Annotated in this window: 31 protein-coding genes; 22 read left to right on the top strand and 9 right to left on the bottom strand. The window is 57.6% G+C overall.

The window, feature by feature from the left end; genetic code table 11:
- The first annotated feature begins 10 nt into the window (after positions 1-10).
- Together ACFFIY_RS11010 and ACFFIY_RS11005 are read left to right on the top strand one after the other, a co-directional pair.
- Complete coding sequence (locus tag ACFFIY_RS11010; protein ID WP_354195225.1) at positions 11-727, top strand: tRNA (adenine(22)-N(1))-methyltransferase; 717 nt, start codon at positions 11-13, stop codon at positions 725-727.
- Positions 705-1,823 carry a Nif3-like dinuclear metal center hexameric protein gene (locus ACFFIY_RS11005; RefSeq protein WP_354195227.1) on the top strand — a complete coding sequence of 373 codons (1,119 nt, stop codon included), beginning with the start codon at positions 705-707 and terminating at the stop codon, positions 1,821-1,823. The genes ACFFIY_RS11010 and ACFFIY_RS11005 overlap by 23 nt, the downstream gene beginning before the upstream one ends.
- A gap of 210 nt (positions 1,824-2,033) precedes the next feature.
- Here ACFFIY_RS11005 and ACFFIY_RS11000 read toward each other — a convergent pair whose 3' ends face one another.
- Positions 2,034-3,011: a 4-hydroxy-3-methylbut-2-enyl diphosphate reductase gene (locus ACFFIY_RS11000; RefSeq protein WP_354195229.1), complete on the bottom strand. Its 978-nt coding sequence runs from the start codon at positions 3,009-3,011 to the stop codon at positions 2,034-2,036.
- 65 nt (positions 3,012-3,076) lie between these two features.
- A complete protein-coding gene (vrrA, locus tag ACFFIY_RS10995; RefSeq protein WP_354195231.1) occupies positions 3,077-3,604 on the bottom strand; it encodes a VrrA/YqfQ family protein in 528 nt (175 codons plus the stop codon).
- 158 nt (positions 3,605-3,762) lie between these two features.
- Here vrrA and ACFFIY_RS10990 point away from each other — a divergent pair, with 158 nt between their 5' ends.
- Both ACFFIY_RS10990 and ACFFIY_RS10985 read left to right on the top strand, forming a co-directional pair.
- Complete coding sequence (locus ACFFIY_RS10990; protein WP_354195233.1) at positions 3,763-5,067, top strand: DEAD/DEAH box helicase; 1,305 nt, start codon at positions 3,763-3,765, stop codon at positions 5,065-5,067.
- Positions 5,068-5,070: 3 nt separating this feature from the next.
- Positions 5,071-5,958, top strand: coding sequence for a deoxyribonuclease IV (locus ACFFIY_RS10985; protein WP_354195235.1), 888 nt, complete (start codon positions 5,071-5,073; stop codon positions 5,956-5,958).
- Between the two features lie 87 nt (positions 5,959-6,045).
- Here the strand turns inward: ACFFIY_RS10985 and ACFFIY_RS10980 are convergent, their stop codons facing one another.
- The gene (locus ACFFIY_RS10980) at positions 6,046-6,255 is read right to left on the bottom strand and encodes a hypothetical protein (RefSeq protein ID WP_354195237.1); all 210 of its coding nucleotides are present in this window, start codon (positions 6,253-6,255) and stop codon (positions 6,046-6,048) included.
- Positions 6,256-6,386: 131 nt separating this feature from the next.
- Here ACFFIY_RS10980 and ACFFIY_RS10975 point away from each other — a divergent pair, with 131 nt between their 5' ends.
- Genes ACFFIY_RS10975 through ACFFIY_RS10965 form a run of 3 tightly spaced genes read left to right on the top strand, consistent with a single transcriptional unit; the run spans position 6,387 to position 8,429 of the window.
- Positions 6,387-7,157 carry a metal ABC transporter ATP-binding protein gene (locus tag ACFFIY_RS10975; protein WP_354195239.1) on the top strand — a complete coding sequence of 257 codons (771 nt, stop codon included), beginning with the start codon at positions 6,387-6,389 and terminating at the stop codon, positions 7,155-7,157.
- A complete protein-coding gene (locus ACFFIY_RS10970) occupies positions 7,154-8,026 on the top strand; it encodes a metal ABC transporter permease (protein WP_354195241.1) in 873 nt (290 codons plus the stop codon). Before ACFFIY_RS10975 ends, ACFFIY_RS10970 begins: the two co-directional genes overlap by 4 nt.
- Positions 8,016-8,429, top strand: coding sequence for a Fur family transcriptional regulator (locus ACFFIY_RS10965; RefSeq protein ID WP_354195243.1), 414 nt, complete (start codon positions 8,016-8,018; stop codon positions 8,427-8,429). The genes ACFFIY_RS10970 and ACFFIY_RS10965 overlap by 11 nt, the downstream gene beginning before the upstream one ends.
- Before the next feature lie 39 nt (positions 8,430-8,468).
- On the opposite strand, the gene ACFFIY_RS10960 is transcribed toward ACFFIY_RS10965, so the two are convergent.
- The 4 genes from ACFFIY_RS10960 to ACFFIY_RS10945 form a co-directional block, all read right to left on the bottom strand.
- The gene (locus ACFFIY_RS10960; RefSeq protein ID WP_354195245.1) at positions 8,469-9,050 is read right to left on the bottom strand and encodes a 5' nucleotidase, NT5C type; all 582 of its coding nucleotides are present in this window, start codon (positions 9,048-9,050) and stop codon (positions 8,469-8,471) included.
- On the bottom strand, positions 9,047-10,171 hold the full coding sequence (gene ispG, locus ACFFIY_RS10955; protein WP_354195247.1) for a flavodoxin-dependent (E)-4-hydroxy-3-methylbut-2-enyl-diphosphate synthase: 1,125 nt from the start codon (positions 10,169-10,171) through the stop codon (positions 9,047-9,049). The genes ACFFIY_RS10960 and ispG overlap by 4 nt, the downstream gene beginning before the upstream one ends.
- Positions 10,172-10,253: 82 nt before the next feature.
- Positions 10,254-10,616: a protein YqfZ gene (gene yqfZ / locus ACFFIY_RS10950; protein WP_354195249.1), complete on the bottom strand. Its 363-nt coding sequence runs from the start codon at positions 10,614-10,616 to the stop codon at positions 10,254-10,256.
- A 23-nt stretch (positions 10,617-10,639) separates the two neighbouring features.
- On the bottom strand, positions 10,640-11,179 hold the full coding sequence (locus tag ACFFIY_RS10945; RefSeq protein ID WP_354195251.1) for a DUF1189 family protein: 540 nt from the start codon (positions 11,177-11,179) through the stop codon (positions 10,640-10,642).
- Positions 11,180-11,395: 216 nt separating this feature from the next.
- Between ACFFIY_RS10945 and ACFFIY_RS10940 the strand changes: the two genes are divergently transcribed.
- From ACFFIY_RS10940 to ACFFIY_RS10905, 8 genes are all read left to right on the top strand, one after another.
- Positions 11,396-13,006: a Na/Pi cotransporter family protein gene (locus tag ACFFIY_RS10940; protein WP_376837273.1), complete on the top strand. Its 1,611-nt coding sequence runs from the start codon at positions 11,396-11,398 to the stop codon at positions 13,004-13,006.
- Between the two features lie 37 nt (positions 13,007-13,043).
- The gene (locus ACFFIY_RS10935; protein WP_354195255.1) at positions 13,044-13,526 is read left to right on the top strand and encodes a DUF456 domain-containing protein; all 483 of its coding nucleotides are present in this window, start codon (positions 13,044-13,046) and stop codon (positions 13,524-13,526) included.
- Positions 13,527-13,655: 129 nt separating this feature from the next.
- On the top strand, positions 13,656-14,264 hold the full coding sequence (gene sodA, locus ACFFIY_RS10930) for a superoxide dismutase SodA (protein ID WP_354195257.1): 609 nt from the start codon (positions 13,656-13,658) through the stop codon (positions 14,262-14,264).
- 112 nt (positions 14,265-14,376) lie between these two features.
- A complete protein-coding gene (locus ACFFIY_RS10925; RefSeq protein WP_354195259.1) occupies positions 14,377-16,569 on the top strand; it encodes a peptidoglycan D,D-transpeptidase FtsI family protein in 2,193 nt (730 codons plus the stop codon).
- 150 nt (positions 16,570-16,719) lie between these two features.
- On the top strand, positions 16,720-16,869 hold the full coding sequence (rpmG, locus tag ACFFIY_RS10920; protein ID WP_040228798.1) for a 50S ribosomal protein L33: 150 nt from the start codon (positions 16,720-16,722) through the stop codon (positions 16,867-16,869).
- Positions 16,870-16,926: 57 nt separating this feature from the next.
- A complete protein-coding gene (locus ACFFIY_RS10915; protein WP_354195262.1) occupies positions 16,927-17,514 on the top strand; it encodes a 5-formyltetrahydrofolate cyclo-ligase in 588 nt (195 codons plus the stop codon).
- A complete protein-coding gene (locus tag ACFFIY_RS10910; RefSeq protein ID WP_354195264.1) occupies positions 17,498-17,677 on the top strand; it encodes a YqgQ family protein in 180 nt (59 codons plus the stop codon). The genes ACFFIY_RS10915 and ACFFIY_RS10910 overlap by 17 nt, the downstream gene beginning before the upstream one ends.
- Positions 17,678-17,853: 176 nt before the next feature.
- Positions 17,854-19,755 (top strand): LTA synthase family protein, encoded by a 1,902-nt coding sequence (locus ACFFIY_RS10905; RefSeq protein WP_354195266.1) that lies wholly within the window; start codon positions 17,854-17,856, stop codon positions 19,753-19,755.
- Positions 19,756-19,868: 113 nt separating this feature from the next.
- Here ACFFIY_RS10905 and ACFFIY_RS10900 read toward each other — a convergent pair whose 3' ends face one another.
- Entirely contained in the window at positions 19,869-20,048 is a 180-nt protein-coding gene (locus ACFFIY_RS10900) for a DUF2759 family protein (protein WP_354195268.1), read from the bottom strand.
- A 161-nt stretch (positions 20,049-20,209) separates the two neighbouring features.
- Between ACFFIY_RS10900 and ACFFIY_RS10895 the strand changes: the two genes are divergently transcribed.
- Complete coding sequence (locus tag ACFFIY_RS10895; protein WP_354195270.1) at positions 20,210-20,851, top strand: MBL fold metallo-hydrolase; 642 nt, start codon at positions 20,210-20,212, stop codon at positions 20,849-20,851.
- Positions 20,852-20,955: 104 nt separating this feature from the next.
- Here the strand turns inward: ACFFIY_RS10895 and ACFFIY_RS10890 are convergent, their stop codons facing one another.
- Complete coding sequence (locus tag ACFFIY_RS10890; protein ID WP_376837290.1) at positions 20,956-21,189, bottom strand: DUF2626 family protein; 234 nt, start codon at positions 21,187-21,189, stop codon at positions 20,956-20,958.
- 308 nt (positions 21,190-21,497) lie between these two features.
- Between ACFFIY_RS10890 and comGA the strand changes: the two genes are divergently transcribed.
- Genes comGA through ACFFIY_RS10860 form a run of 6 tightly spaced genes read left to right on the top strand, consistent with a single transcriptional unit; the run spans position 21,498 to position 25,021 of the window.
- Positions 21,498-22,496 (top strand): competence type IV pilus ATPase ComGA, encoded by a 999-nt coding sequence (comGA, locus tag ACFFIY_RS10885; RefSeq protein ID WP_354195274.1) that lies wholly within the window; start codon positions 21,498-21,500, stop codon positions 22,494-22,496.
- Complete coding sequence (gene comGB / locus ACFFIY_RS10880) at positions 22,465-23,523, top strand: competence type IV pilus assembly protein ComGB (RefSeq protein WP_354195276.1); 1,059 nt, start codon at positions 22,465-22,467, stop codon at positions 23,521-23,523. Before comGA ends, comGB begins: the two co-directional genes overlap by 32 nt.
- A 13-nt stretch (positions 23,524-23,536) precedes the next feature.
- Entirely contained in the window at positions 23,537-23,866 is a 330-nt protein-coding gene (gene comGC / locus ACFFIY_RS10875) for a competence type IV pilus major pilin ComGC (protein WP_354195278.1), read from the top strand.
- Positions 23,835-24,293 carry a prepilin-type N-terminal cleavage/methylation domain-containing protein gene (locus ACFFIY_RS10870; RefSeq protein ID WP_354195280.1) on the top strand — a complete coding sequence of 153 codons (459 nt, stop codon included), beginning with the start codon at positions 23,835-23,837 and terminating at the stop codon, positions 24,291-24,293. Before comGC ends, ACFFIY_RS10870 begins: the two co-directional genes overlap by 32 nt.
- The gene (locus ACFFIY_RS10865) at positions 24,283-24,585 is read left to right on the top strand and encodes a hypothetical protein (protein WP_354195282.1); all 303 of its coding nucleotides are present in this window, start codon (positions 24,283-24,285) and stop codon (positions 24,583-24,585) included. Before ACFFIY_RS10870 ends, ACFFIY_RS10865 begins: the two co-directional genes overlap by 11 nt.
- Positions 24,533-25,021: a competence type IV pilus minor pilin ComGF gene (locus ACFFIY_RS10860; RefSeq protein WP_354195284.1), complete on the top strand. Its 489-nt coding sequence runs from the start codon at positions 24,533-24,535 to the stop codon at positions 25,019-25,021. Before ACFFIY_RS10865 ends, ACFFIY_RS10860 begins: the two co-directional genes overlap by 53 nt.
- Position 25,022: the final 1 nt, after the last annotated feature.

Genomic DNA, 25,022 nt, shown 5'->3' with positions numbered 1-25,022 from the left:
GGACCTGTGCTTGAATACAAAAAGACTTTCCGAACGTCTGGCTGCCGTTGCCGCTTTTGTCGGACCTCGGGCCGTACTGGCCGATATCGGAAGCGACCATGCCTATCTCCCCTGCCATCTGGCACTGGAGGGACGCATACAAAAAGGCATCGCCGGCGAAGTGGCGAAAGGGCCGTATGAGTCCGCCGTCCAGACCGTCAGGGAAGCGGGTCTGGAAGGCAAGGTCCTGCCGAGGCTCGCGGACGGCCTGGACGCCGTCCGTCCCGAAGACGGGGTAGACACGGTGTCGATCGCGGGGATGGGAGGGCCCCTCATCGCCTCAATCCTGGAAAACGGCCGCACCCGTCTGGACGGAGTCTCACGGCTCATCCTCCAGCCAAACATCAATGCAAAGGCCGTCCGGGAATGGGGCATGGCGAACGGGTGGCTCATCACCGGCGAACAGATCCTCAAGGAGGACGGCAAAATCTACGAAGTGCTGGTGCTCGAGCGCGGCAGCGCCGCCTATGACGAAAAGGAATTGCTGTTCGGGCCATTCCTCATGAAGGAAAAAAACGAGGCGTTCCGTGAAAAATGGGAGCGCGAGCGCAAGTCATGGGAAATCATTCTGGAGCAGATGGGGCAATCTTCGAGGGAAGAAGAAATCAGCTTGAGAAAAGAGGGCCTCAAACAGGCCATCAACTTGGCGACGGAGGTGCTTGGAGATGGGGAAAACGAAAGTAAGTGACATCATCGGGCTGATGGAGGAATGGGCGCCGAAGAAATTCGCCTATGACTGGGATCCGGTGGGCCTTCAGATCGGGCGTCCCGATGCGGAAATCAGCAGCGTGCTCGTCACGCTCGACGTGACGGAGGAAGTGGTGAACGAGGCGGAGGAGAAAGGGGCGGGCCTGATCATCGCCCACCATCCGCCGATCTTCAGCCCGATGAAATCGGTCCGGACCGATACGGTTCAGGGCCGGCTCGTCGAGGCATGCCTGCGCCGCGGCATTTCCGTTTTTGCGGCGCACACGAACCTGGATGTCGCACCGGGCGGCGTCAACGACATGCTGGCAGAACAACTCGGGATCAAGGAGACGTCCGTCCTCACCGAGACATATGTCGAACCGCTTTACAAACTGGCCGTGTACACGCCGCATGACAGCGTGGAAAAGGTCCGGGAAGCGCTTGGGAAGGCCGGTGCAGGCGCCATCGGGGACTATGTGAACTGCACGTATGAAATCGAGGGGACCGGCCGTTTCACGCCTTCGGGCGGCGCCGATCCGTATATCGGAGAAGTCGGAAAGCCCGAGGCGGTCGAAGAAACGAAGATCGAGGTGGTCCTCACCGCGTCCATCCGCTCGCGGGTCGAGCGGGCGATGATCAAGGCCCATCCTTATGAAGAGCCGGCCTATGATTTCTTTGTCCTGGATCAGCGCCTGGAAGAATACGGCATCGGCCGGATCGGCAGGCTGGAACGACCGATGACTCTTGATGAGTTTGCGAAACATGTGAAGGAGCGGCTGGACGTCCCGGCACTCCGCATCGTCGACGGCGGCTGCGCGGAGATCCGGACCGTCGCGGTTCTTGGCGGTTCAGGAGGCAAGTATGCAGCCGACGCCGCTGCACGCGGTGCGGATGCATTCGTAACGGGAGACATGGACTATCATACTGCGCAGGACACGGCGGCCCTCGGACTGTCGGTCATCGATCCCGGTCATCACATCGAGCGCATCATGGTCGGCGGCGTCGCAGGCCATCTCCGAAAAGCAGCGGCCGAAAGGGGCCTTGACTGCACATTTGAAGAGTCGGAAATCATCACCGAACCGTTCCGGTTCGTCTGATGTCACGGGGTGCTGTGTGGTACCCGTGACGTGTATAGAATCGAGGTTTTTCATTGAATGAATTCACTCGCCCCGTGAACGCGCTCACTCGGTGGCCGTATGATGCCACTCGAGCCGTCTTCGCGCTCACTCGTCGGCGATATGATTCCACTCACAAACTCACCTCAAAAAAACTGCCCGGAAAGCTGGATGCTTTCCGGGCATTCTTCGTCATGGGATCGGATAAGGCTCGATCCGGTTGACGGGTTTCGGGTTTTTGATGTTCGGCAAGATCTTTTCGATCGCGACTTTAGAGTCGTGGTCGTGTGTGGACGGATCTTCCGGATCAAACTTCTCAAGAAACTGGATGACTTCCTTGACGATCGGGGTCGGCGTGGAAGCGCCTGCCGTCACGCCGACCGTTTCCACGCCTTCCAGCCATTCAAGCTTCAGGTCGGATACGTCTGAGATCCGGTATGCGGTCGTGCCGGCAATTTCGGCGGATACTTGCGCGAGCCGGTTGGAGTTGTTGCTCTTCGGGTCCCCGACAACGATCAGCAGATCGGTTTCGCCCGCCTGCTTGGCGACGGCCTCCTGGCGCACCTGAGTGGCCATGCAGATCTCCCGGTGAACTTCGAGATGAGGGAAACGTTCTTGGAGCCGCTCCATGATATGGGCGACATCCCACTGGCTCATCGTCGTCTGGTTGGTCACAATCAGCTTTTCAGCCGTGACTTCCAGACGGTCGGCATCCTCCATCGTCTGGATGAGGTGGACTTTGTCGGGCGCGACCCCGATGGCGCCTTCCGGCTCGGGATGGCCGTCTTTTCCGATATAGATGACTTCATAGCCGTCGGCGGTCTTTTCCTCGATCAGGTCATGCGTGGAGGTGACATCCGGGCAGGTGGCATCGATGGAGACGAGCCCCTTGCGGCGGGCAAGCTCCCGGACTTCCGGAGAAACCCCGTGCGCCGTGAAGATGACCGTCCCGTTTTCGACCTTTTCCAAGATCTCCAGGCGGTTCGGCCCGTCAAGCGTGATGATGCCGTCTTCCGCGAAGGCATCGGTGATGTGCTTGTTATGGACGATCATGCCCAATATATAAATCGGCCGGGGAAGCGATTTGTCCATTGCGGCGTTGCGCGCGATGACCATCGCGTCGACAACCCCGTAACAGTATCCGCGCGGCGTGATTTTATTGACTTTCATGGAATCCACTCCTTAAAGGAATCGCTGACTCCATTATAGCCGAGCGGGACGCCGGTTTCAAAGATTCATGAAGGCGGCTGGAAGATTCGGGGCACGGACAGTCCTCCGCCGGTCGCGGCAGGACCCGGGGAGGATGCGCGCGCGGCGGCCGCGCCGGCCGCTGCGGTTCCGCCTCCGCCCGCGGCTGCCCCGGCTCCGCCCGAAGCGGAGCTTCCCGAAAAGCCGCGGTAAATCTGCCATAAGGCGGGAAGATTCTGCATCATCGGCGACAGCTGGTTGATGATCGGCGACAATTGCTGGGCGGTGTTCAAAAATTTATCGGCCGTGCCCATCAGCGATTCAAGCCGGGAAGGGTTTTGTCCCGCACCACCGCCGCCGAACGGCATGCCGCCACCGCCACCGCCACTGCCGAATCCTCCTCCACCGAAACCGCCTCCACCGAAACCGCCGAACCCGGGTCCCCCGTATCCGCCGGCCCCTGGACCGCCGAACCCTCCCTGCATCGGGAACGGCCGGGACGGAGGGGAAAATGCGCCCGGCATTCCCTGTGTTCTGCCGCTTGCCGAAAAGGGATAAAATGACTGATATCGCATGGCGCGGGCTCCTTTCTGAAAAAGTTCTTTCTCCCTGCATCATATGCAATCCGGCGGCGCTTGCCACCCGGGCGGCGGACCGTCAGGGAAGAATTGCTTTTCCCGCATGAACTTCTTGGCGATAGCTGATAAAATAGAGGAAATGAGGAGGAAAATGAATGCCTAACTTTGACGAAATGAATCTGAAGCCGTTTTTGCGGGAATCCATCCGCAGCATCGGCTTCAAGCAGCCGACACCGATCCAGGAGGCCGTGATCCCGCTCATGATGCGGGGCAAGAGCACGATCGGACAGGCCCACACGGGGACGGGAAAAACACACAGCTTCCTGATTCCGATCGTGGAGCGCGCCGATGCCGCCTCCGCCGGCGTCCAGTCGGTCATCACCGCCCCGACGAGGGAACTGGCGGAACAGATCCATGCGGAACTGCTGCGCCTCATCCAGGGCACGGACATCCGGACCGGGCTGTTCATCGGCGGAACGGACAAACAGCGGTCGATCGAAAAACTTCGCACGCAGCCCCATATTGCAGTCGGCACGCCCGGCCGTCTGTGGGATCTTGTGAATGAAGGCGCGCTGCTCGTGCATACCGCCTCCGTCCTGGTCGTCGATGAAGCCGATCTGGCGTTTGACATGGGGTACGTCGAGGACATCGACCGGATTGCATCCCGCATGCCGAAAAACCTGGAGATGTATGTGTTCTCCGCAACCATTCCGGAAAAACTGAAGCCGTTCCTGAATAAATACATGCAGTCCCCGGAGCATGTGAAGATCGGCGAACGGCGCCCCGTGGCCGAAGGAATCACGTTCCCGCTCGTCCCGGTGCGGGGGATGGACCGCAAGAAAAAGCTCCTCGCCGTCATGGAGGCCCTGAATCCGTACCTGGCCATCATCTTCACGAACACCCGGAAAGAAGCCGAGGAAGTGGCATCATGGCTGTCGGACAAAGGAATCCAGGCCGGGCAGATCCACGGCGACCTCAATCCGAGGGAGCGCCGCAAAATGATGAACCGCGTGCGGGCGCTCGACTATCAGTACATCGTGGCGACAGACCTCGCTTCCCGGGGCATCGACATTCCCGGTGTCAGCCATGTGATCAACTATAACCTTCCGGAGAACCTGGAGTTCTTCGTCCACCGTTCCGGCCGGACGGCGCGTGCGGGTCTTGAGGGAACGGTCATCACCCTTTATGAGCCGTCCGATGACGATGCGCTCGTCCGCATCGAGAAGATGGGCGTGCCGTTTGTCCACCGCGACGTCAAGGACGGCGAGTGGATCGATCTGAAAGAACGCCATTCCCGTGCAAACCGCCAGAAAACGGACCGGGCACTCGATGAAAAGGCGAGACGGCTCGTCAAAAAGCCGGCGAAAGTGAAACCGGGCTATAAAAAGAAAATCGAAAAACAAGTTGCCGAAATCCGGCGGAAGGAAAAACGCCGGGAGCGGCAGGGCAGGGGGAAATAAAGCATGCTGATCGGATCACACGTTTCAATGAGCGGGAAAAAGATGCTCCTCGGAGCGAGTGAAGAAGCGGCGTCCTACGGGGCTTCCACATTCATGATTTATACCGGCGCCCCGCAAAACACGAGGCGCAAGGCGATCGAGGAGCTGAATATCGGGGCGGGCCGCCTGCACATGTCTGAAAACGGCATTTCCGACATCGTCGTCCATGCCCCGTACATCATCAACATCGCCAATACGGTGAAGCCGGAGACGTTTGCGCTCGGTGTGGAATTCCTGCAGAAGGAGATCGAGCGCACGGCCGCACTCGGCGCTGACCAGATCGTTCTTCATCCCGGCGCCCACGTTGGCGCGGGAGCCGATGAGGGCATCAAGAAAATCATCGAGGGTCTGAATGAAGTGCTCTCCTCCGATGTTCCGGTCCGGATTGCGCTTGAAACGATGGCCGGAAAAGGGACGGAGTGCGGACGGACATTTGACGAAATCGCCAAAATCATCGACGGCGTGGAAAACAACAGCCGGCTGAGCGTCTGCTTCGACACTTGCCATGTCCATGATGCCGGCTACGACATCATCCATGATCTCGACGGCGTGCTCACACAGTTCGAACGCACAGTCGGACTGGACCGGATTTCCGTCGTCCATGTGAATGACAGTAAAAATGTATGCGGGGCTGCGAAGGACCGCCATGAGAACATCGGATTCGGCGAAATCGGATTTGAGGCGCTTGCAGAAATTGTCCACCTGCCGGAATTCCAGGCACTCCCGAAAATCCTGGAAACCCCGTGGGTCGGCGCCGACAAGGCGAGCCGCAAGGCACCGTACAAGAGTGAAATCGCCATGCTCCGCGAAAAGGCATTCGACCGAGGGCCGATCGAGGCAATGATGGTCTGAGTTCCGTGTCTGTTTCACAGTGAAAAACAAAAGACGATCACCGTCCCGGTTTTCGGGAGGGGATCGTCCTTTTCGCTTTCCTCCGGTTCACAAATACCGGTCGATGAGTTCCTGTGTCCGCTGCTCGCCGATCACATCGCGAACTTTCTGGATGAATGCGTCGGGAACGCCAGTCAGGATCCAGGCGGGCGACACTTCATCAAGAAGGGGGCGCAGTTTTCTGACTTCCCTGGTGGTCAGCCGGATTCCGTACTGTGCCGCCAGCGCACAGAGCTCGATGTCCGGCATTTTCCTCATCCCGGCGATCGTTGCATGAAAACTAATCGGATTTCCCTCCTCTTGGTTGATTTCCGTTTACAAATGGACGCGGACATACTATACTCTTTAAGTTAAATCGTAATCATTCCGAATTGAAAAGAGGAATCACCATGCCGGATATATTGATTGAACTGGAGGATGTGTCCTACCGGTACGGCGACGAAACGGCGCTTGACCACGTTTCCCTCCAGGTGAGAAAGGGGGAGTTCTGGGCCGTCATCGGTCCGAACGGTTCCGGCAAGTCGACGCTGATCAAGCTGATCCTCGGCCTGATTTCGCCGCGGACGGGCAGTGTGCGGCTGTTCGGTGAGCCGGCCGCAATGTTCCGGGACAAGGAACGGATCGGATACGTGTCGCAGAAGTCCAACGCATTCAACAGCGCGTTCCCCGCGACGGTGAGTGAAGTCGTCAGAAGCGGACTTGTCAAAAAAACAGGCATGTTCCGCCGTTATCCTGCCGATGCGGACGAACAGGTGCTGAAGGCGCTGCAGGCGGTCGGCATGGAGGCGTATGCCGGCCGGGGCATCGGCCAGCTTTCCGGGGGGCAGCAGCAGCGCGTGTTCATCGCCAGGGCGCTCATCAGCCATCCCGAACTGATGATCCTGGATGAACCGACGGTCGGCATTGACCGGAAGCACATGGAATCGTTCTATGATATGCTCGGCAGGCTGAACCGTGAACAGGGGATTGCCATCCTGCTCGTCACACATGACGTTGACACGGTGTCCGAACTCGTGACCCACGTGGCATGCGTGAACCGGTCGATCCATTTCCACGGGCCTTCAGAGGAGTTCAGCAGGCGTGAGGCGTCCATCCGCAACGACTGGTACGGACATCCGGTGCGGAGGGTGCATCACGGCAAGGGGGGCGCAGGCGAATGATTTCCGCCATTTTCGAATACAGCTTCCTGAAGAATGCCTTCGCCTCGGGCCTCATCATCGGCATCATCGCCCCGATGCTCGGCCTGTTCATTGTCGTCAGAAGGCTTTCGCTCATTGCGGATGCGCTCAGCCACGTGACGCTTGCCGGCATTGCAGGCAGTCTGTTTCTCAGCCAGTCATATCTGCCGCTTGCGGCGCTCAACCCGATTTATCTCGGAATGGGGTCTTCGGTGGCCGGATCGCTGCTGATCGGGAAGCTCCGCGAAACTTACCGGAGCTATGAGGAATTGGCCATCCCGATCATCATGTCGGGCGGAATTGCGATCGGGGCCATTTTCATCTCGCTGGCCCAGGGATTCAGCGCCGACCTGATGGGATACTTGTTCGGATCGGTCTCCGCCGTCGGACGCGGGGACCTTCTGACAATTGCCGCGGTGGGGGTCGGGACGGCGGTGTTTATCGGGCTGGCCTACAAGGAACTGTTTGCCATTTCGTTTGATCCGGAATACTCGCGTGCACAGGGACTGTCGATGAACCGGCTGAACTTCTGGTTCATGATCATCACGGCGCTCGTCGTCGCTTCCTCCATGCGGATCGTCGGCATCCTGCTCGTCTCGTCGCTCATGACGCTTCCCGTGGCGGCCGCCATGCAGGTTGCAAAAGGGTTCAGGCAGGCGATGGTCTGGTCGGTCGTGTTCGGCGAATTGTCCGTGATCGGCGGCCTCTTTTCGGCGTTTTATCTGGACATTGCACCCGGCGGCACGATTGTCGTCATTTCTGTCCTGATCCTGCTCGTCATCCTGGCCGTGAAACGCATCCGGGCAGCCGCGGGCAAAAACAGAAACGGAGGGGAACCGCATGACATTTGAAAAAGCCATCCGACTTCTGAGGGAAAACGGGCTGAAACGCACCCCGAGCAGGGAATCCATCCTGCGGCTCTTTGCCTCGGACGGCCGCTATCTGGCGGCATCCGATGTCCGCGACGCCCTGGCATTCGAGCATCCGGGGATGAGCCTGGATACGATCTACCGCAATCTCTCTTCGTTCGCCGGCCTGGAAATTTTGGAGGAGACCGAGCTCGGCGGCGAGCGGAAGTTCCGCATGCATTGCGACCGGGACGGCCATCATCATCACTTCATCTGCATGGAATGCGGCAGAATCCAAGAGCTCGACCTTTGCCCGATGGACCGTGTGGCCGAACTGCTGCCGGGCTTTACGATCGAAGACCACAAGTTTGAAGTATATGGTCGGTGCCCGGACTGCAGTTCCTAAATTTCAACAAAGAAAAAGCGTGAGGCCCTTGACGGGGGCTCACGCTTTTTTCAATGAGTATTCGCTTTTGATCCAGTCGTCGGCTTCCCGCCAATCATGGACCCGGATGACGCCGTCTGGGACGGCCATCCGGTTATAGGGAGCGTCGAACAGAAGGACGGGGATCCCGACTTCTTCATGGATGTCAACGGCATTGTCATGCTTGTCCTCAAAGAACACGTCCACTCCGAGGCGGCGGGCCGCCTCGATTTTCCGGTGGGAGCCGGTCAGCTCGATGTGGTGGTAGGGGATTTGGTGTTCCTCGAACCATCCGAACGTGACATCCTCCACTTCGAGGCCGCGTGCCGAGATGTAGAAAAGTTCGTGGATCTTGTTCCAGGAACGCAGGATTTCCCGCACGTGTTCATGCGCGGGAGACGTCCTGTAGATCTCCGGTTCGGCCTCCTTGAACCAGGCTGCAAACTCTTCCGGGTCGAGCATGGGAAACGATTCGGTCAGGCTGTAGGCCGTGATGTCGTCCAGGATGAAGCTGGAGTTGAACTTCCGGTTGATGTGCGGAAGCAACGCATCCGGCCGCGTGACCGTCCCGTCGATGTCGATGCCGAGGCGGAGCGGTTTCATTCTGCAGTTTCTTTCTGCATGTCCAGTTCTTCCTGGCGTTTTTTCTCGAAGTATTCCTCGGCGATGATGTCGATCTCTTTCTTGAGCTCTTCGACCATCGTTTCTTCCGGAACTTTCCGGACGGTCTTGCCGTGCCTGAAGAGCAGTCCCTCGCCGCGTGCGCCGGCAATGCCGATGTCCGCCTCACGGGCTTCTCCCGGTCCGTTGACGGCGCATCCGAGAACGGCCACCTTGATCGGCGCATGGATGGTCGAAATGTATTCTTCGACTTCATTGGCGATGGAAATCAGGTCGATTTCAATCCGGCCGCATGTCGGACAGGAGATGAGCGTCGCCGAGTTGGAAGAAAGGCCGAAGACTTTCAGCAGTTCGCGGCACACTTTGATCTCTTCCACAGGATCGGCGCTCAAGGAGACGCGCATTGTATTTCCGAGCCCCATGCTGAGAAGGGCGCCGAGTCCGGCCGCGCTCTTGATGGATCCGGCGAACTGTGTGCCGGATTCGGTGATGCCGAGGTGGAGAGGGTAGTCGAACGCCATCGATGCTTTTTTGTAGGCCTCGATGGCAAGCTGCACGTCGGACGCCTTCAGGGACACGATGATGTCGTGGAAGTCGAGGTCTTCAAGGATCTTGATGTGGTGCAGGGCGCTTTCCACCATGCCGTCCGCAGTCGGATACCCGTATTTCTCAAGGATATGACGTTCCAGGGAACCGGCGTTGACGCCGATCCGGATCGGAATGCCTTTTTCCTTTGCCGCCTTGACGACGGCTTCGACTTTCTCCCGCTTGCCGATGTTGCCCGGATTGATCCGGATCTTGTCGGCGCCCTGCTCGATGGCGATCAGGGCCAGGCGGTAGTCAAAGTGGATATCGACGACGAGCGGGATGTTGATCTGTTCTTTGATCGCGCCGATGGAACGCGCTGCGCGCTCATCCGGGCAGGCCACGCGGACAATCTGGCATCCGGCTTCTTCCAGACGCTTGATCTGGGCGACCGTCGCTTCGACGTCGTGTGTTTTCGTCGTGGTCATACTTTGTATGAAAAGTTCGTTGCTGCCCCCGATCGTCAAGTTTCCGACCTTCACGGGACGAGTGTTCGAACGATGTGTCATTTCAGCCATGTTTTGGTCTCTCCTTTGCAGGCAGTGCCTTCACTGTTGCTTATTCTATCAATGTGGGGTCCGTTATGACAAGTGAGCGACATCAGGAGCGGGGACCGGTTCCGTCCGGGCCGTCGCAATCCTGCCGGTCGGCACTCAACGGGAGGAAGACCACTTCGCCTTCCGCGGGATCCCGTTTCCGCAGATGAGGATTCAGCTCGTAAAACGCGGAAAGCCGCTCCAGCAAATCCATTTTATCAGGATACAGCGCAAAAAGGGATCTTACGGTATCACCGGCGACGACGGTGACCGGAATGGAACCCGGTTCAGCCGTTTCGGAGCATTCCGGATCCTCTCCGCCGGGCCCTCCGTAGAAGGCGGCCATCGGGATCGTGCCGACCTGAAGATCTGTGCGGATAAACCAGGAAATGGCAAGGATTAATATGGCGGAGAGGATGATGCGCATGGAAAAACCCCCTTTCCGCTATTCTATGAGCGGGAGGGGGAATTATGAGCAGTTCTCTTTTTCGGTGCCGCCTTGGGATAGTAGCCGACGGCCATCCAAATATAAACGAACGCAGCCGCCCATGACAGCGCCGAGGCATACGGAACGCCGGCGGGCAGCAGATTGGCCGCCATCAGGATGAGTGTCGGCACGGTGAGCGAGATGGCGGCCGTGCGCCAAAGATGCCGGTATTCGCCCCGCTTGCCCCGGATCTTGACAAACCCGAGGCCTGCGAGGGCGGCGATGCTCGCCTTGACATAGAAATACACAGTGGCGATGAGGAATTGCAGGACGAAGGCCGCGGGATAGAGAAGCGGTCCGATTCCTTTTAATTCTTCAACGGGCATGTCGGTGCCGCTGATGACTTCATCCGCAGTCAGCGCGAACTTCACGAATGAAACGGCGGCCGTCAGCAGGACGAACATGAAAATATATTTGACGACCTTGCCGAGCGGCAGCAGGCGGAATGCGGCAAGTTTTTTCGGCTCATGGAGCGCCGCCTTGAACAGTTGGTGAAATTTCATTGAATCGCCTCCAGCTATCCTCAAGTTTATCACGGGAATGCGAGCGGCCGGACAGAAAGTTCAACAGTTGTTTGAACCGCCCGGGTCCCAATGTTAACGGTTTGTAAATTTTGCGCCCGCCGACTTTACATTCGGCCCGATGAATCAGCATAATGGGAGCGCATGAATATTTGTCGAATGGGGTTGAATGAAAGAGTGGAGCTAAACTGGCAGGAAATGCTTTTCCAATTTCTCGGCGGACTCGGGATTTTCCTGTTTTCCATTAAATATATGGGGGACGGCCTTCAGAAAGCGGCGGGCGACCGACTGAGAGACATTTTGGACCGGTTCACGACCAATCCGTTCATGGGGGTCCTTGTCGGGATCATCGTGACCGTGCTGATCCAGTCCAGCTCGGGGACCACCGTCATCGTGGTCGGCCTCGTCAGCGCCGGGTTCATGAAACTCCGCCAGGCGATCGGAGTCATCATGGGCGCAAACATCGGAACGACGGTGACCGCGTTCATCATCGGTTTTGATGTCGGAGCGTATGCGCTGCCGATCATGGGCGTCGGGGCGTTCCTCCTGTTCTTCTTCAAGAGGGACAAGCTGAAGAACCTCGGCGAAGTCATCTTCGGTTTCGGCGGCCTGTTCCTCGGCCTGGAGCTGATGAGTGGCGGGATGAAGCCGCTGCGTGAATTGCCTGCATTCCTCGACATGACGGTCGCCATGAGCGAGCACTCCACGCTCGGCGTTGTGATCGGAACGGTCTTTACACTCATCGTCCAGAGCTCGAGTGCGACCGTCGGGATCCTGCAGGGGCTGTATGCCGAAAATCTGATCGACCTGAAAGGTGCACTGCCCGTGCTGTTCGGCGACAATATCGGGACGACGATCACGGCGATCCTCGCTTCGCTCGGGGCATCGGTTGCCGCACGGCGCGCAGCCACGACGCACGTCCTGTTCAACGTGCTCGGGACCATCATCTTCATGATCTTCCTCGTGCCGTTCACCGCTTACGTCAGCTGGCTGAGCGCGAACCTGGGCCTGGAGCCGAAAATGCAGATTGCCTTCGCGCACGGGACGTTCAATGTCCTCAACACCGTCATCCAGTTCCCTCTGATCGGAATGTGGGCATACTTCGTGACGAAGATCATCCCGGGAGAAGATGTGACGATTGAATTCCGTCCGAAGCACCTGGATCCGTCCTTCATCCACCAGTCGCCGTCGATCGCGATCGGCCAGGCGAAAGAAGAAATCCTGCGCATGGGGGAGTATGCGGTCCGCGGACTTGATGAAACGTACCGTTACTTGACCACAAGCGACAAGAAACACTCGGAAACGGCTTACCAGCTTGAAGATGCGATCAACAGCCTCGACCGCAGCATCACCGATTACCTAGTGCAGGTTTCTGCCGAGTCGATCAGCACGGTCGAGTCGGAGCGGCATGTGATCCTGATGGAGACGGTCCGCGACATTGAACGGATCGGGGATCACTTCGAGAACATCATCGAACTCATCGACTACCGGGAAGCTCACCGCGTCGTCCTGACCGAAGGCGCGATGGGCGACCTGGACGAAATGTTCACGCTCACCATCGACACGGTGAAGCGTTCCCTTGAAGCGCTCAACCACCATGATTCGGAAATCGCGCGGGAAGTGGCCGAAAAGGAAGACCTGATCGACAAAATGGAACGCAAATTCCGCAAGAAGCATATCCAGCGGCTCAATGAAGGCCAGTGTTCGGCACAGGCGGGCATCGTCTTCGTCGACATTGTCAGCAACCTGGAGCGGATCGGCGACCATGCGGTGAACATTGCGGAAGCGATCCTCGGCCGCAACCTTTGATCCGCCGGCCGGATCCGGATGAAAAGGAGGAAAACAGATGTCGGTCATTGCCTGGACGCTCATCCTGGCCAGTTTCATCATTTCATTTGCCGGTCTGCTGTATCCGGTCATCCCGGCCTCGCTGTTCGTGTTCCTCGGCTTCATCATCTACGGCCTGTTCTTCACGTTCGGCGACCTGCCCTGGTGGTTCTGGGCGGCGGAAGTTCTGTTCCTCATCCTGCTTTTCGGGGCCGACTTCCTGGCAAACGCCGTCGGAGTCAAGCGATTCGGCGGCTCGAAGGCGGGCATGTGGGGAAGCACGGTCGGCCTGATCGTCGGACCGTTCGTGATTCCAGTGGCGGGCATTCTTGCCGGCCCGTTCATCGGAGCGGTCGCCGCCGAACTGATCTTCAACCGGATGCCTCCCGGCCGTGCGCTGAAGAGCGGCATCGGCTCGCTTGTCGGCTTCCTGACATCGGTTGCGGCCAAGGCGTCCATCCAGCTCGTGATGATCATTTTGTTCCTCATCGTCATTCCGTAAAAACGGCCGAGCCCTCCGCCCGACCGGATGCACCGCCCAAAAAGGCGGTGCATTTTGTTTGTAGGGGCCCGGATATTTTGATAATGTTGAATTGTACTCATCATTTAACGACCCGGGAGGAATGTTGAAATGGCTTTCAAATTGCCTGAGCTTCCATACGCATACGATGCGCTGGAGCCGCACATCGACAAAGAAACGATGGAGATCCACCACACGAAGCACCACAACACGTACGTGACGAACCTCAACGCTGCGGTTGAGGGCACGGATCTCGCGGACAAATCGATCGAAGAAGTCCTTCGCAACTTCGATTCCGTACCGGAAGACAAGAAAACGGCAGTCCGCAACAACGGCGGCGGCCACGCGAACCACTCGCTGTTCTGGCAGCTCCTTTCCCCGAACGGCGGCGGCGAGCCGACCGGCGAACTCGCTGAAGCGATCAGCAAGAAATTCGGCAGCTTCGAGAAGTTCAAAGAAGAATTCGAAACAGCCGCAAAAGGCCGCTTCGGCTCCGGCTGGGCATGGCTCGTCGTCAACAACGGCGAACTGGAGATCACGTCCACGGCTAACCAGGATTCCCCGTACATGGAAGGGAAGACGCCGCTCCTCGGCCTCGACGTCTGGGAACACGCCTACTACCTCAAGTACCAGAACCGCCGTCCGGAATACGCTGCGGCGTTCTGGAACGTCGTCAACTGGGACGAAGTGGCCAAGCGCTACGAAGAAGCAACGAAATAATCCGCAAAAGCGGAAACCAGGCACACACCGGGCCCGTCCCAATGGTGTGTGCTTTTTTTGTCGGATTGCGATACAATCAACTTTGTGAATCTATCAGGAAAGGGGGAGGCGGGTGAACAAGAAAAGCCGCTCAAAGCAGGAATCCCCAAAGCAGAAACTCAAGAAGCATACGCAGTTCAGGATGAATGTCCTGTTCTTCTCCATTTTCCTGCTGTTTTCGACATTGATCCTCCGTCTCGGCTATCTTCAGATCGTCAAGGGGGATGACTACAAGCGGGAAATCGAAAGGACCGAGGAAATATCGGTGAATACGAGTGTTCCGCGCGGCCGCATCTATGACCGCAACGGACAGATCCTTGTCGGCAATGAACCCAAAAACGCCATCACTTACACGAAGCAGCAGCGAACGACGACGGAAGACATGCTGAAGACGGCACAAAAGCTGGCGGAACTGATCGACAAGGATCCGTCCGCCGTGACCGTTCGCGACAAAAAGGACTTCTGGATCCTCAACCACAAGGAAGAAGCCTACGACAAAGTGTCGGATGCCGAAAAGAAAAAGATCAACGGCAGCGAAACGAAGTCCAAGACCGAGCGCCAGCGTGAACTCGACAACCTGGTGCGGGACCGGATCACCGATGAAGAGATCAATTCATTCACGCCGGAAGAACTGGAAGTGCTCGCCATCTACCGCGAAATGGCATCCGGCTACAACTACTCGCCCCAGATCATCAAAAGCGGGGACGTGACGGAAGAGGAATACGCGCTCGTCTCCGAACGCCTCGGCGACATGCCGGGCGTCAACACGACGACCGACTGGGAGCGCGTCAGGAATTCGCCGCTCGCGGTGCTCGGCACGACGACGACTCCGAAACAGGGGATCCCGCAGGACAAGCTCGATTATTACCTGTCCCGCGGCTACTCCCGAAACGACCGTGTCGGCAAGAGCTATATCGAGCAGCAATACGAATCCGTCCTCCAGGGACAGAAGACCGTCGCCAAAAACGTCACCGACCGGACCGGGACCGTCATCGACACGGTGGCCGTCCAGGAAGGCCGCCCCGGCAAAGACCTCGTGCTGACGATCGACAGCGAACTCCAGACGGAAGCCGAACGGATCGTTTCCGAAAAGCTGCTCGCGCTCAAGCGCAACTACGGTTCGCAGATTCTTGACCGTGCATTCTACGTCATGCTCAACCCGAATAACGGGGAAGTGCTGGCCATGGTCGGAAAGCAGATCGTGAAAAACAAAGACGGCCAGTACGAAGTGGTGGATATTTCGTTCGGTACATACGGAATGGCCTATGAAGTCGGTTCCACCGTCAAGATGGCCACTGTGCTGACAGGCTACCAGTACGGTGCGGCGTCGATGGGGGAAGTGAAAATCGACGAACCGCTCTGGATCGGCGGGCTCAAAAAATCTTCTCTGTTCAACCCAAGAGACTATAACCGGATCCCGATCAACGACATGATGGCGCTGACCCGCTCATCGAACGTCTATATGTTCAAGATCGCCATCGCGCTCGGCGGAGGCGTCTATGAACGCAGGGCCGGCCTGTCGCTCGCGCCGGATACGATCGATAAGTTCCGCGGCTCCTTCGCTTCATTCGGGCTCGGTGCCCGAACGGGGATCGACCTCCCAAGCGAGTTTTCGGGACAGAAGGGCATCAATCCAAAACCGGGGAACGTGCTGGACTATGCAATCGGACAGTACGACACGTACACGGCGATGCAGCTCGCCCAGTATGTGTCAACCGTGGCGAATGGCGGTTACCGGATCGCCCCGCATGTCGTCAAAGAGATCCGGGAGCCATCCGTGGACGGGAAAACGCTCGGCCAGCTGTCGGAAGAGGTCCGGCCGACCATCCTGAACCGGATCGCCAACAGCAACACCGAAATCGACCGCATCCAGCAGGCCATGTATTCGGTCTACTATAACCAGCGGGGCACCGCCTACAAAGATTTCCATGACACAAAATATAAGGCCGCCGGGAAAACCGGCACCGCGCAGAAAAAATACTACGACGATCCGGAAAGCCCGTTTTACACTAAAGACACCGTCACGGTCTCCCACGTCGGATTTGCTCCGTTCGAAGAGCCCGAAATGGCCTACGCGGTCCTTGTGCCGAACGTCACGACGGTGCCGTCAAAAGTTCCGCACCCGAACAACGAAATCGCACGCCATATGGCCGACTTTTACTTTGAACTCAAAGAAAAGAGAGCGGCAGAAGGAATTTCCGGACCCGACGTGGACTACACGCTCAAGGAGCCGGAAAACGGCGAGGCCATCCGGGAGGGCGAGTGAGGCGGAAAGGGGACTTTCCGCTTCCGTTCATATTTTTATGGACATCCGTCCGGATTATGCTATAATGGAACAGTCGTATAAATCTTGCTCAAAAAATGCTCATGAATCATGCTCAACTCTTCGATCCTGTATGAGTGGGAGGGAAATCGAATGCGCGTTAATGTGACACTTGCCTGCACAGAATGCGGCGAGCGCAATTACATCACTACGAAAAACAAGCGGACCAATCCGGAACGCATTGAAATGAAGAAATTCTGCTCGCGTGACAACAAACAAACTCTGCACCGTGAAACAAAATAAGCGGATACTGCCAAAACCCTCACCGGTTTTGGTTTTTTCGTTAAAGGGGTGGGGCCGATGGATAAGAAGGAAATCCGAAGGGCAGTACTGGGCTGGCTGAGGGGACTTTCCGAAGACGATCACCGGATAAAAGGCCGAAGGGCAGCGGACCGGCTGATCTCCGACAACCGGTTTGGGGAGGCCGACACGATCGGCATCACGGTCTCCAGACATCCGGAGATCGACACGCTGCCGGTGATCCGGGCCGCCTGGAAGGCCGGAAAGCGTGTGGCGGTGCCGAGGTGCCATCCCGCCGACAGAAGCATGCAGTTTCGGGAAATCACTTCCTTTGACCAGCTGGAAACCGTTTATATGGACCTGCGTGAACCGGCGGAGGGCCGGACCCGGCCGGTGGCCAAAGAGGAAATCGGCCTCATCGTCGTTCCGGGGGTGGTGTTTTCCCCGGACGGCTTCAGAATCGGCTTCGGCGGCGGCTATTATGACCGCTACCTGGCCGGCTACCGCGGCGAAACGGTTTCGCTCGCCCTGGAAGGCCAGCTGACGGAGGGGCTGCCCGCTGAGCCGCACGACATTCCCGTCGGTTCGATCATGACGGAAAGCCGGACGATCGAATGCGGGGAGGCACGAGATGGAGACCGTTCTTGATGTCATGAAACTGCTGAAGCGTTTTGGAACATATGTATACACGGGAGACCGGAACGCCGACCTTGTGCTGCTTGAAATGGAACTGCGCGAACTGCGGGAGAACGGCATGATCGGCACCGAGGACTTCATGAAGGCGATCCTGATTTTGAGGAAAGGCGATTAGGGGCTTCAATTCTTGAGAATTGTTGAACTTTCTCCGAGAGTGAAACTTTCCGGTGTTTGCTTCCGTCTTAATAGGGGTATACGGATTTATGCGTGCTCCAGGTATTTTCAAAGAAACCCGCCATCATATCTTGTCCGGACCACCGGACTCTCATCCAGAAAGGGGTTAGACCAACAGTGACTCAATCGAAAAAGTCCAAAATCCTGCCCCTGCTGCTTATCGCAGTGGTGGCAACATGGCTGAAGACCTACCTTACCTACAAGACGAGCTTCAACCTCAATATCGATAATCCGATGCAGGAACTGATCCTTTTCATCAATCCTCTCAGCTTCCTGCTCTTCATCTACGGCATCGCCCTTTTCATGAAAACCTGGAAAGGCGCGGTCCGGTACCTGCTCACCGTCAGCACGATCCTGACCGTGGTCCTGTATGCCAACGTCGTGTTTTACCGGTTCTACAGCGACTTCATCACTTTGCCGGTCCTGTTCCAGACGAACAACTTCGGCGATCTCGGCTCGTCCGTCACGTCGAGCCTGCGCCTTCAGGATCCGCTTTACTTCATTGATATCCTCATCATCTGGTTTGCAGCCCGCAAACTGAAGGACGCCGGCGAATACCGGGTTGTCCGACCGATGATGCGCAGGATCTACTTTGTCGGCGTGGCGGCGCTGCTTGTGCTGAACCTCGGCCTCGCCGAGACGGAGCGTCCGCAGCTGCTCACGCGCAGCTTTGACCGGGAGCTTCTCGTGAAAAACCTGGGTACGTACAACTATCATCTCTATGACATTTATATCCAGTCGAAGTCGCATGCGCAGCGTGCCCTTGCCGACGGCTCCGAACTCGCGGAGATCGAGAACTACACCGCCGCGAACTACGCAGAGCCGGACAAAGACATGTTCGGTGCGGCGAAGGGCCGCAACCTGATCGTCGTGTCCATGGAATCGCTGCAGAACTTCCCGATCAACAACGAAATGAACGGGGAAGTCGTCACGCCGTTCCTGAACAGCCTGACGCAGGACAAAGACACGTTCTACTTCTCTAACTTCTACCACCAGACCGGTCTCGGCAAAACATCCGATTCCGAGTTCCTGTTTGAGAACTCTCTGTTCGGGCTCGGCGGCGGTGCGGTATTCTTCACGCACGGCGGGAACACGTACAACTCCCTCGCCGAGAAAGTCGGCCAGTACGGCTATTCGTCCAACGTCCTGCACGCGAACAGCAAGAGCTTCTGGAACCGCGACATGATGTACAAGGCGCTCGACATCGACAAATTCTACGACATCGACAGCTACGAGATCGGTGAAGGCGATGCCGTCAACTGGGGCATGAAGGACATCCCGTTCTTCGAGCAGTCGGCCGCACATCTGTCGGAGATCAAGCAGCCGTTCTACGCGCGGCTTACCACTCTGACGAACCACTATCCGTTCACGCTGGATGAAGAAGACATGTATATCCCTGAGTACGATTCGAACTCGAAGACGCTAAACCGGTATTTCCAGACCGTCCGCTACATGGATGAGTCGCTGAAGCTGTTCTTCGAAGACCTGAAAAAGCAGGGGCTTTACGATAACTCGATCATCGTCATGTACGGAGACCACTACGGAATTTCCGAGAACCACAACAAGGCGATGAGCCAGTACTTGGGCGAAGAAATCACACCGCTCGTCTCGGCAGAACTTCAGAAGGTTCCGCTCTTTATCCACATTCCGGGCTATGGCAAGGGCGAGGAAGTCGACAAGCTTGCCGGTCAAATCGACCTGCGCCCGACCGTCCTTCACCTGCTCGGCATGGACACGAAGGAAGACATTGAATTCGGAACGGACATCTTCTCGCCGGAACACGACCAGTTCGTCGCATTCCGGGATGGCCGGTTCGTCACGCCTGACCATATCTACGCAGGTGATACGTGCTACCGGCTCGATACGAGGGAAGAGGACGACGGGGAGGCATGCGAGCCGGGCAGCGAGAAAGCGCGCCAGGAGCTCATGTATTCCGACAAGGTCATCAACGGAGACCTTCTCCGCTTCTACGACGAGCAGCCGCAAACCGGCGAAGCCAGGATCCAGGAAGCGAAATAATCAAAACAGGGGCACCCAAAGCCGAAAGGCTCCGGGTGCCCCTGTTTTTTATAACGGGAAGACCGGACGGAAAAGGGCCGGCACAGAATGACTGTGCCGGCCCTTTTTTTGAATCAATGCAGTTTTGGCGGGTAACCCTGGAAAGCGATCGTCAGGACGACGAATGCTCCGAAAACGATAAAAGCAACGAGGTTGAAGGCGATGCTCAGGACGTTTCTCTGCTTGAAGCCCTGAACGGTGCCAACGGCTGCCAGAATGGCGATTAAGCCGAAAAAGACCATCAATAAGTTCATCGGTGACACTCCTTCCGACATGGTTCATCATAATAAATATACCGCATATAAACTCCTCTTCTATTGTAATGTTTGGCTTGCCGTTTGTCGAGGAATATTCGTGACGAATGTATGAACATGATCCGGCGGTCCTCTGCTACAATAGGGGCGGAGGTGTCATCATGATCAAATTCCATGCAATTGCACTCGGCCCCGTCCAGGCCAACTGCTATATCGCGGAAGCGGAAAATGGGGAGTGCCTTATTTTTGACCCGGGCGGCGAGCCCGAGCGGCTGATCGGGGAACTCGGGAAGATGGGGCTCCGGCCGTCAGCCGTCTACTTGACGCATGCCCATTTTGACCACATCGGGGCCCTGGAAGGCATACGGGATGAATACGGGATCCCCGCCCATCTTCATGAAGAAGAGAAAGCGTGGCTGTCCGATCCGATGCAAAACGGCTCGGGACGGTATCCGGGCCTTCCTCAAATTCGCATGGCGGGACCGGAAGGCGTCCTTTCCGGAGAACAGGAGCACGAAGCAGGTCCGTTCAGGTTCCGCACACTGCATGTTCCGGGCCATTCCCCTGGCAGCGTGGCTTATTACTTTCCGGATGAGGGGGTGGCGGTCGCCGGTGATGCACTGTTCAAGGGCAGCATCGGAAGGACGGACCTGCCGGGCGGCGATCACGGCAAGCTCATCCGCTCCATCCATGACAAGCTTCTTACACTGCCCGAAGAAACGGTCGTCCTCCCGGGGCACGGCGGCCCGACGACGATCGGCGATGAAATGGCAAGCAATCCGTTTCTCAATGGATTCGGATGATTTCCAGGAAAAGCGGAAACAAAAACTGCAGGGGGATGAGATGCTCCCGCCTGCAGTCTGGGGCAGCCGGCTCGCCGGCTGCTTTTGTTATGTACCGAAGATGATCAGTGGCCTGCGCCCGGTACATGAATGAAGTTCGTATAATAGCTGAATCCGACCATAAAGACCATCAGATACGCTCCGAGGATGTACATATACATACGTTCGGTCAGGTTCATGTACCCAAGCAGGATGAAGAATCCGGTGCTTGCCAGCATGAGAAGCGATGGCGTCATCATGCCGCCGATATAGAACATGACTGCAAAGATGCCTGTCCAGAAGCCCATGAGCTTGTACATATTATCCACGCGCGTTCCCTCCTTTATCAGCGGTGCAATAATCTCCTGTTCATTATATCGGTTTTGTCTTCAAGGTGCAAACTGAATCGGAAACCGGTTTGTGACAAAAGAATGGCTGTCCTGTTTGTTTGCCGTTATTTGATTTTGAAGCACTTTTTGATGCCAAATTGTAATTTTGGCATCAAAAAGTGCTTCATTTTGCAAAGTTGCGGAGTTAGCTACCCACGGGGGTATTTACCGCTTATACTCAAGGAGACGGGGAAGAGCGGTCCTTCCTTGTCCGATACCGTTGCAGAGGAGGCATGGCAATGGACAATTTCATCGAACAGAAAGCGAGGGAACTGCTCGGCGGCGCGCTGGACGGCGGTGCGACGGATCTGCATCTGAATCCGTTGGACGGCGGCTATGAAGTCCAGCACAGGAAGGACCGCCGGATCATTACGGCTTCGGAAATCCCGGACGGCCTGGGAGAACGGATTATTTCGTTTTATAAGTATTTGTCGTCGCTCGACATCGGAGAAAGACGAAAGCCCCAGAGCGGTGCCTTCACGATGGAGTTCGGCCGTGACGAGTATTCGTTCAGGATTTCCACCTTGCCGTCGGTCAACATGAAGGAGAGCGCAGCCATCCGGTTCCAGCTGCAGGCGGCCGCGTTGCCGGTTCGCAGGCTGACGGTCGACACCGAGAGTGCACGGCTGCTCCAGGACGCCTCGTCCCTCCGCCAGGGCATGGTCTTTTTCACTGGTCCGACCGGTTCCGGGAAGACGACGACCATGTACGCACTCACCCGGCACTGCGCCTCCGTGCTCAGCCGGCACGTCATTTCTTTGGAAGACCCGGTGGAAAGTCCGCAGCCGCATCTGCTTCAGGTGCAGGTGAATGAGCGGGCGGGAATCACTTACTCGGCCGGACTGAAGGCGATTTTACGCCATTCGCCGGATGTCATCATGATCGGCGAGATCCGCGACGCCGAAACGGCGAAAGTGGCCGTGCAGGCCGCGCTCACCGGCCATCTTGTCCTGGCGACGGTCCACTCGAAGGATTCCGTCGGCAGCCTGTTCCGCATGATGGAGTTCGGCATCCGGCTGGAAGAGCTGAGGCAGACGGTTGAGATGATCTGCGCACAGCGGCTCGTTGAAAACGGAGCGGGGCGGCAGGCGGTCTATGAAATTCTGCAGGGCCGGCTTCTTGCCGAAGCCTTCGAGGCGCTGAGGGAAGACCGTCCGTTCGCCATGCCGCGTCATCTGTCGCTGGACTGGAAGGAGACGGCCATTGGTGCAGATCCGGGAACGATTGCGGGCAGTTAGGAAAACACGTCCGAAAAAGCGGATCCGTCAGCCCGAACGGCTGCTTCAGAGGGCGTCGGGACTCATGGGTGAGGGCTATACGTTCCATGATTCAATCCGGATGTTGCTGCCCCATCATCTCGGTGACCCGGGTCCCGCCCTCCTGCAGCTTGAACGGAACCTGCGCTCCGGCCTCGGCCCGGTCGAAATCCTGGAAGGCGTGGGGTTCAGCCGCACTTCCCTGATGCCGGTCGGGATCGCCGTGGAGCACGGGAACCTCCCCGAAGCGCTCGGCACGATGGCGGACAAGCTCAGGCGGCGGGGAAAGACGATGGACAAGCTGAAGAAGGCGACCGTGTATCCGGCGATCCTGTTTGGCTTCATCACGATTTTGTTCATTCTGTTTCGGCTGCTGTTCATGCCGAATATGGAGCGCCTGCTCGGAAGCCGGGGCGGCGGAGGAGCGGCGCTGGATATTTCCGGCATGCTGCTGAAGTTGCCGGATCTGCTGTTCGGCGCGGTGCTTGCCGCTGTGCTTGCGGGGCTTCCTGCGTTCTTCTACTGGAAAAAGCAAACGCCGGCTAGGCGGCACCGGCTCCTCCTGTCCGTTCCGCTAGCAGGAAGATGGCAGCGCATGGCCCATACGGCCGTGTTTTCAAGGGAAATGGGCACGTTGCTGATCGGCGGAATCTCGCTTCAGCATTCGCTTCGGATCCTGTCGGGACAAGCGCCGGGATCGATGCTTGAACACTTGGTCGACCGGGTGGAAAGTGAGGTGGTCCGCGGCAGCCAGCTGCACAAAGCAGTTGGAGTCGCCGGCGGCTTTACGGAAGATTTCTCCTCATTCATCCGGCACGGCGAAGAAGGAGGACACCTGCCGAGGGAGCTGCTCATCTACGGCGAGCTTCTTGATGAGCAGATTGAGGAGGAGTCGGAGAAGCTCATTGCGGTGGTCCAGCCGGTCCTGTTTTCGATTTTGGCCGTCTGCATCCTTGGTGCCTACTTGGCGCTGATGCTGCCGGTGTACAGCATGATCGATATTCAATGAAAGGAGAAAAAAGATGCTGAAAAAACTTATCGGGAGAGAGGACGGCTTCACCCTGATCGAAATGATGATCGTCCTTCTCGTCATTTCCGTGCTCATCCTCATCGCCATACCGAACGTGATGAAGCGGGCAGAGTCAATCGATGACACCGGGTGTGACGCATTGGTGAAAATGGTGGAAGGCCAGGTCCAGGCCTATCGTCTGGAACTGAGGAAGAATCCGGCCAGTGCCGCCGAGCTGGTCTCTGCTGACTTCCTCGACGACAATCCGGATGCGCTCACCTGCTCGGACGGCCGGACGGTGGCGGTGAACAATGGCGACGTCATCATCAACCCGGCGCCGTGACGCAGGCTTCACCTTTGCGGAAGTGCTCCTTGTCTTGTTCGTCGTGTCGGTGATCACGGCCGTGGTGGCGGCAGCCGCGGGCCGCCTGCCCCCTGCGGCCGGCCCCTCGATGTTCTTTGAGGAACAGCTGAAGACCGATATTCAAACCGTGCAGGCGTACGCACTCGCCAACCGGTCGGAAGGGCGGATTGTCTTCCGCGGGGACAGAAAGGGGTATCAGGGGGCGGGCCCGGGCAAGGTTGTGCTGTTTGAGCGCGAGTTTCCCGAAGGCATAACGCTGTCCCCGTTCGGCAACACGCTCAAGACTGTGGCATTCAACTCGAACGGCTCCGTCCTTGCGTTCGGCACCGTCTATTTCAACACCCCCGCCGGCACTCGGACGATGCGGGTGCACATCGGCAAGGGACGTGTCCGGTTTGAAGGATGAACGGGGATATTCCTGGCCCGAGTCCATGCTGAGCCTGCTCATCGTGTCGATTATCTGGCTCACGCTGGTGCCCGCGGCGGACAAAATGACACTCCGTCTCGATGAACGGAGGCTGGCCGCACAGGCGGCTGCCGCCGCATCCGATGCAGTGGACGCCCACGTTGCGTACGGGGAACACGAGGGCACCCTGCTGATCGACGGAACCCATTTTGACTGGAGAATGGAAGGGGAGGGCATCTGTGTGGCATACCGGTCGCTGTCGGGATGGCAGTCGCTCTGCATCGCGCCCTAGCAGGGAAGGCGGTTACACGTTCATCGATTCACTGCTCCAGCTGACGATCTTTTCGATGTTCTGCCTGTTTTCGCTTGCTTTCCTCACCTGGGCCGGACAGACGGCCGGGAAAATGACGGACGATACGGCCGTTGAGTGGGAATTGTTCCGGAGGGAACTGATGCCGTATCTGCGCGGCATTGACGACATCCGGGTCCACGCTGGCGGAGAAGGAGTGTCCGTCGGCAAAAGCGGGACAATCACCGACATCGAGCGTCACGGGGAAGTGATCCGCAAGCGCGTGGACCGGGAAGGGCATGAACAAATGCTGACGGGGGTGGGGCGTGCCCGCTTCTTTATGGAAGGAAACCGCCAGCTGGTCCTGATTGCCAAATTCAGCAATGGAACCGAAAGGAGGACCACCCATACGCTTGTTTTCAAGGAAGACGGGGAATGAA

This window comes from Bhargavaea ullalensis, from assembly GCF_042432615.1.
GTDB classification, from domain to species: Bacteria; Bacillota; Bacilli; order Bacillales_A; family Planococcaceae; genus Bhargavaea; species Bhargavaea ullalensis.
This window is presented reverse-complemented; position numbering and strand designations above follow the sequence as displayed.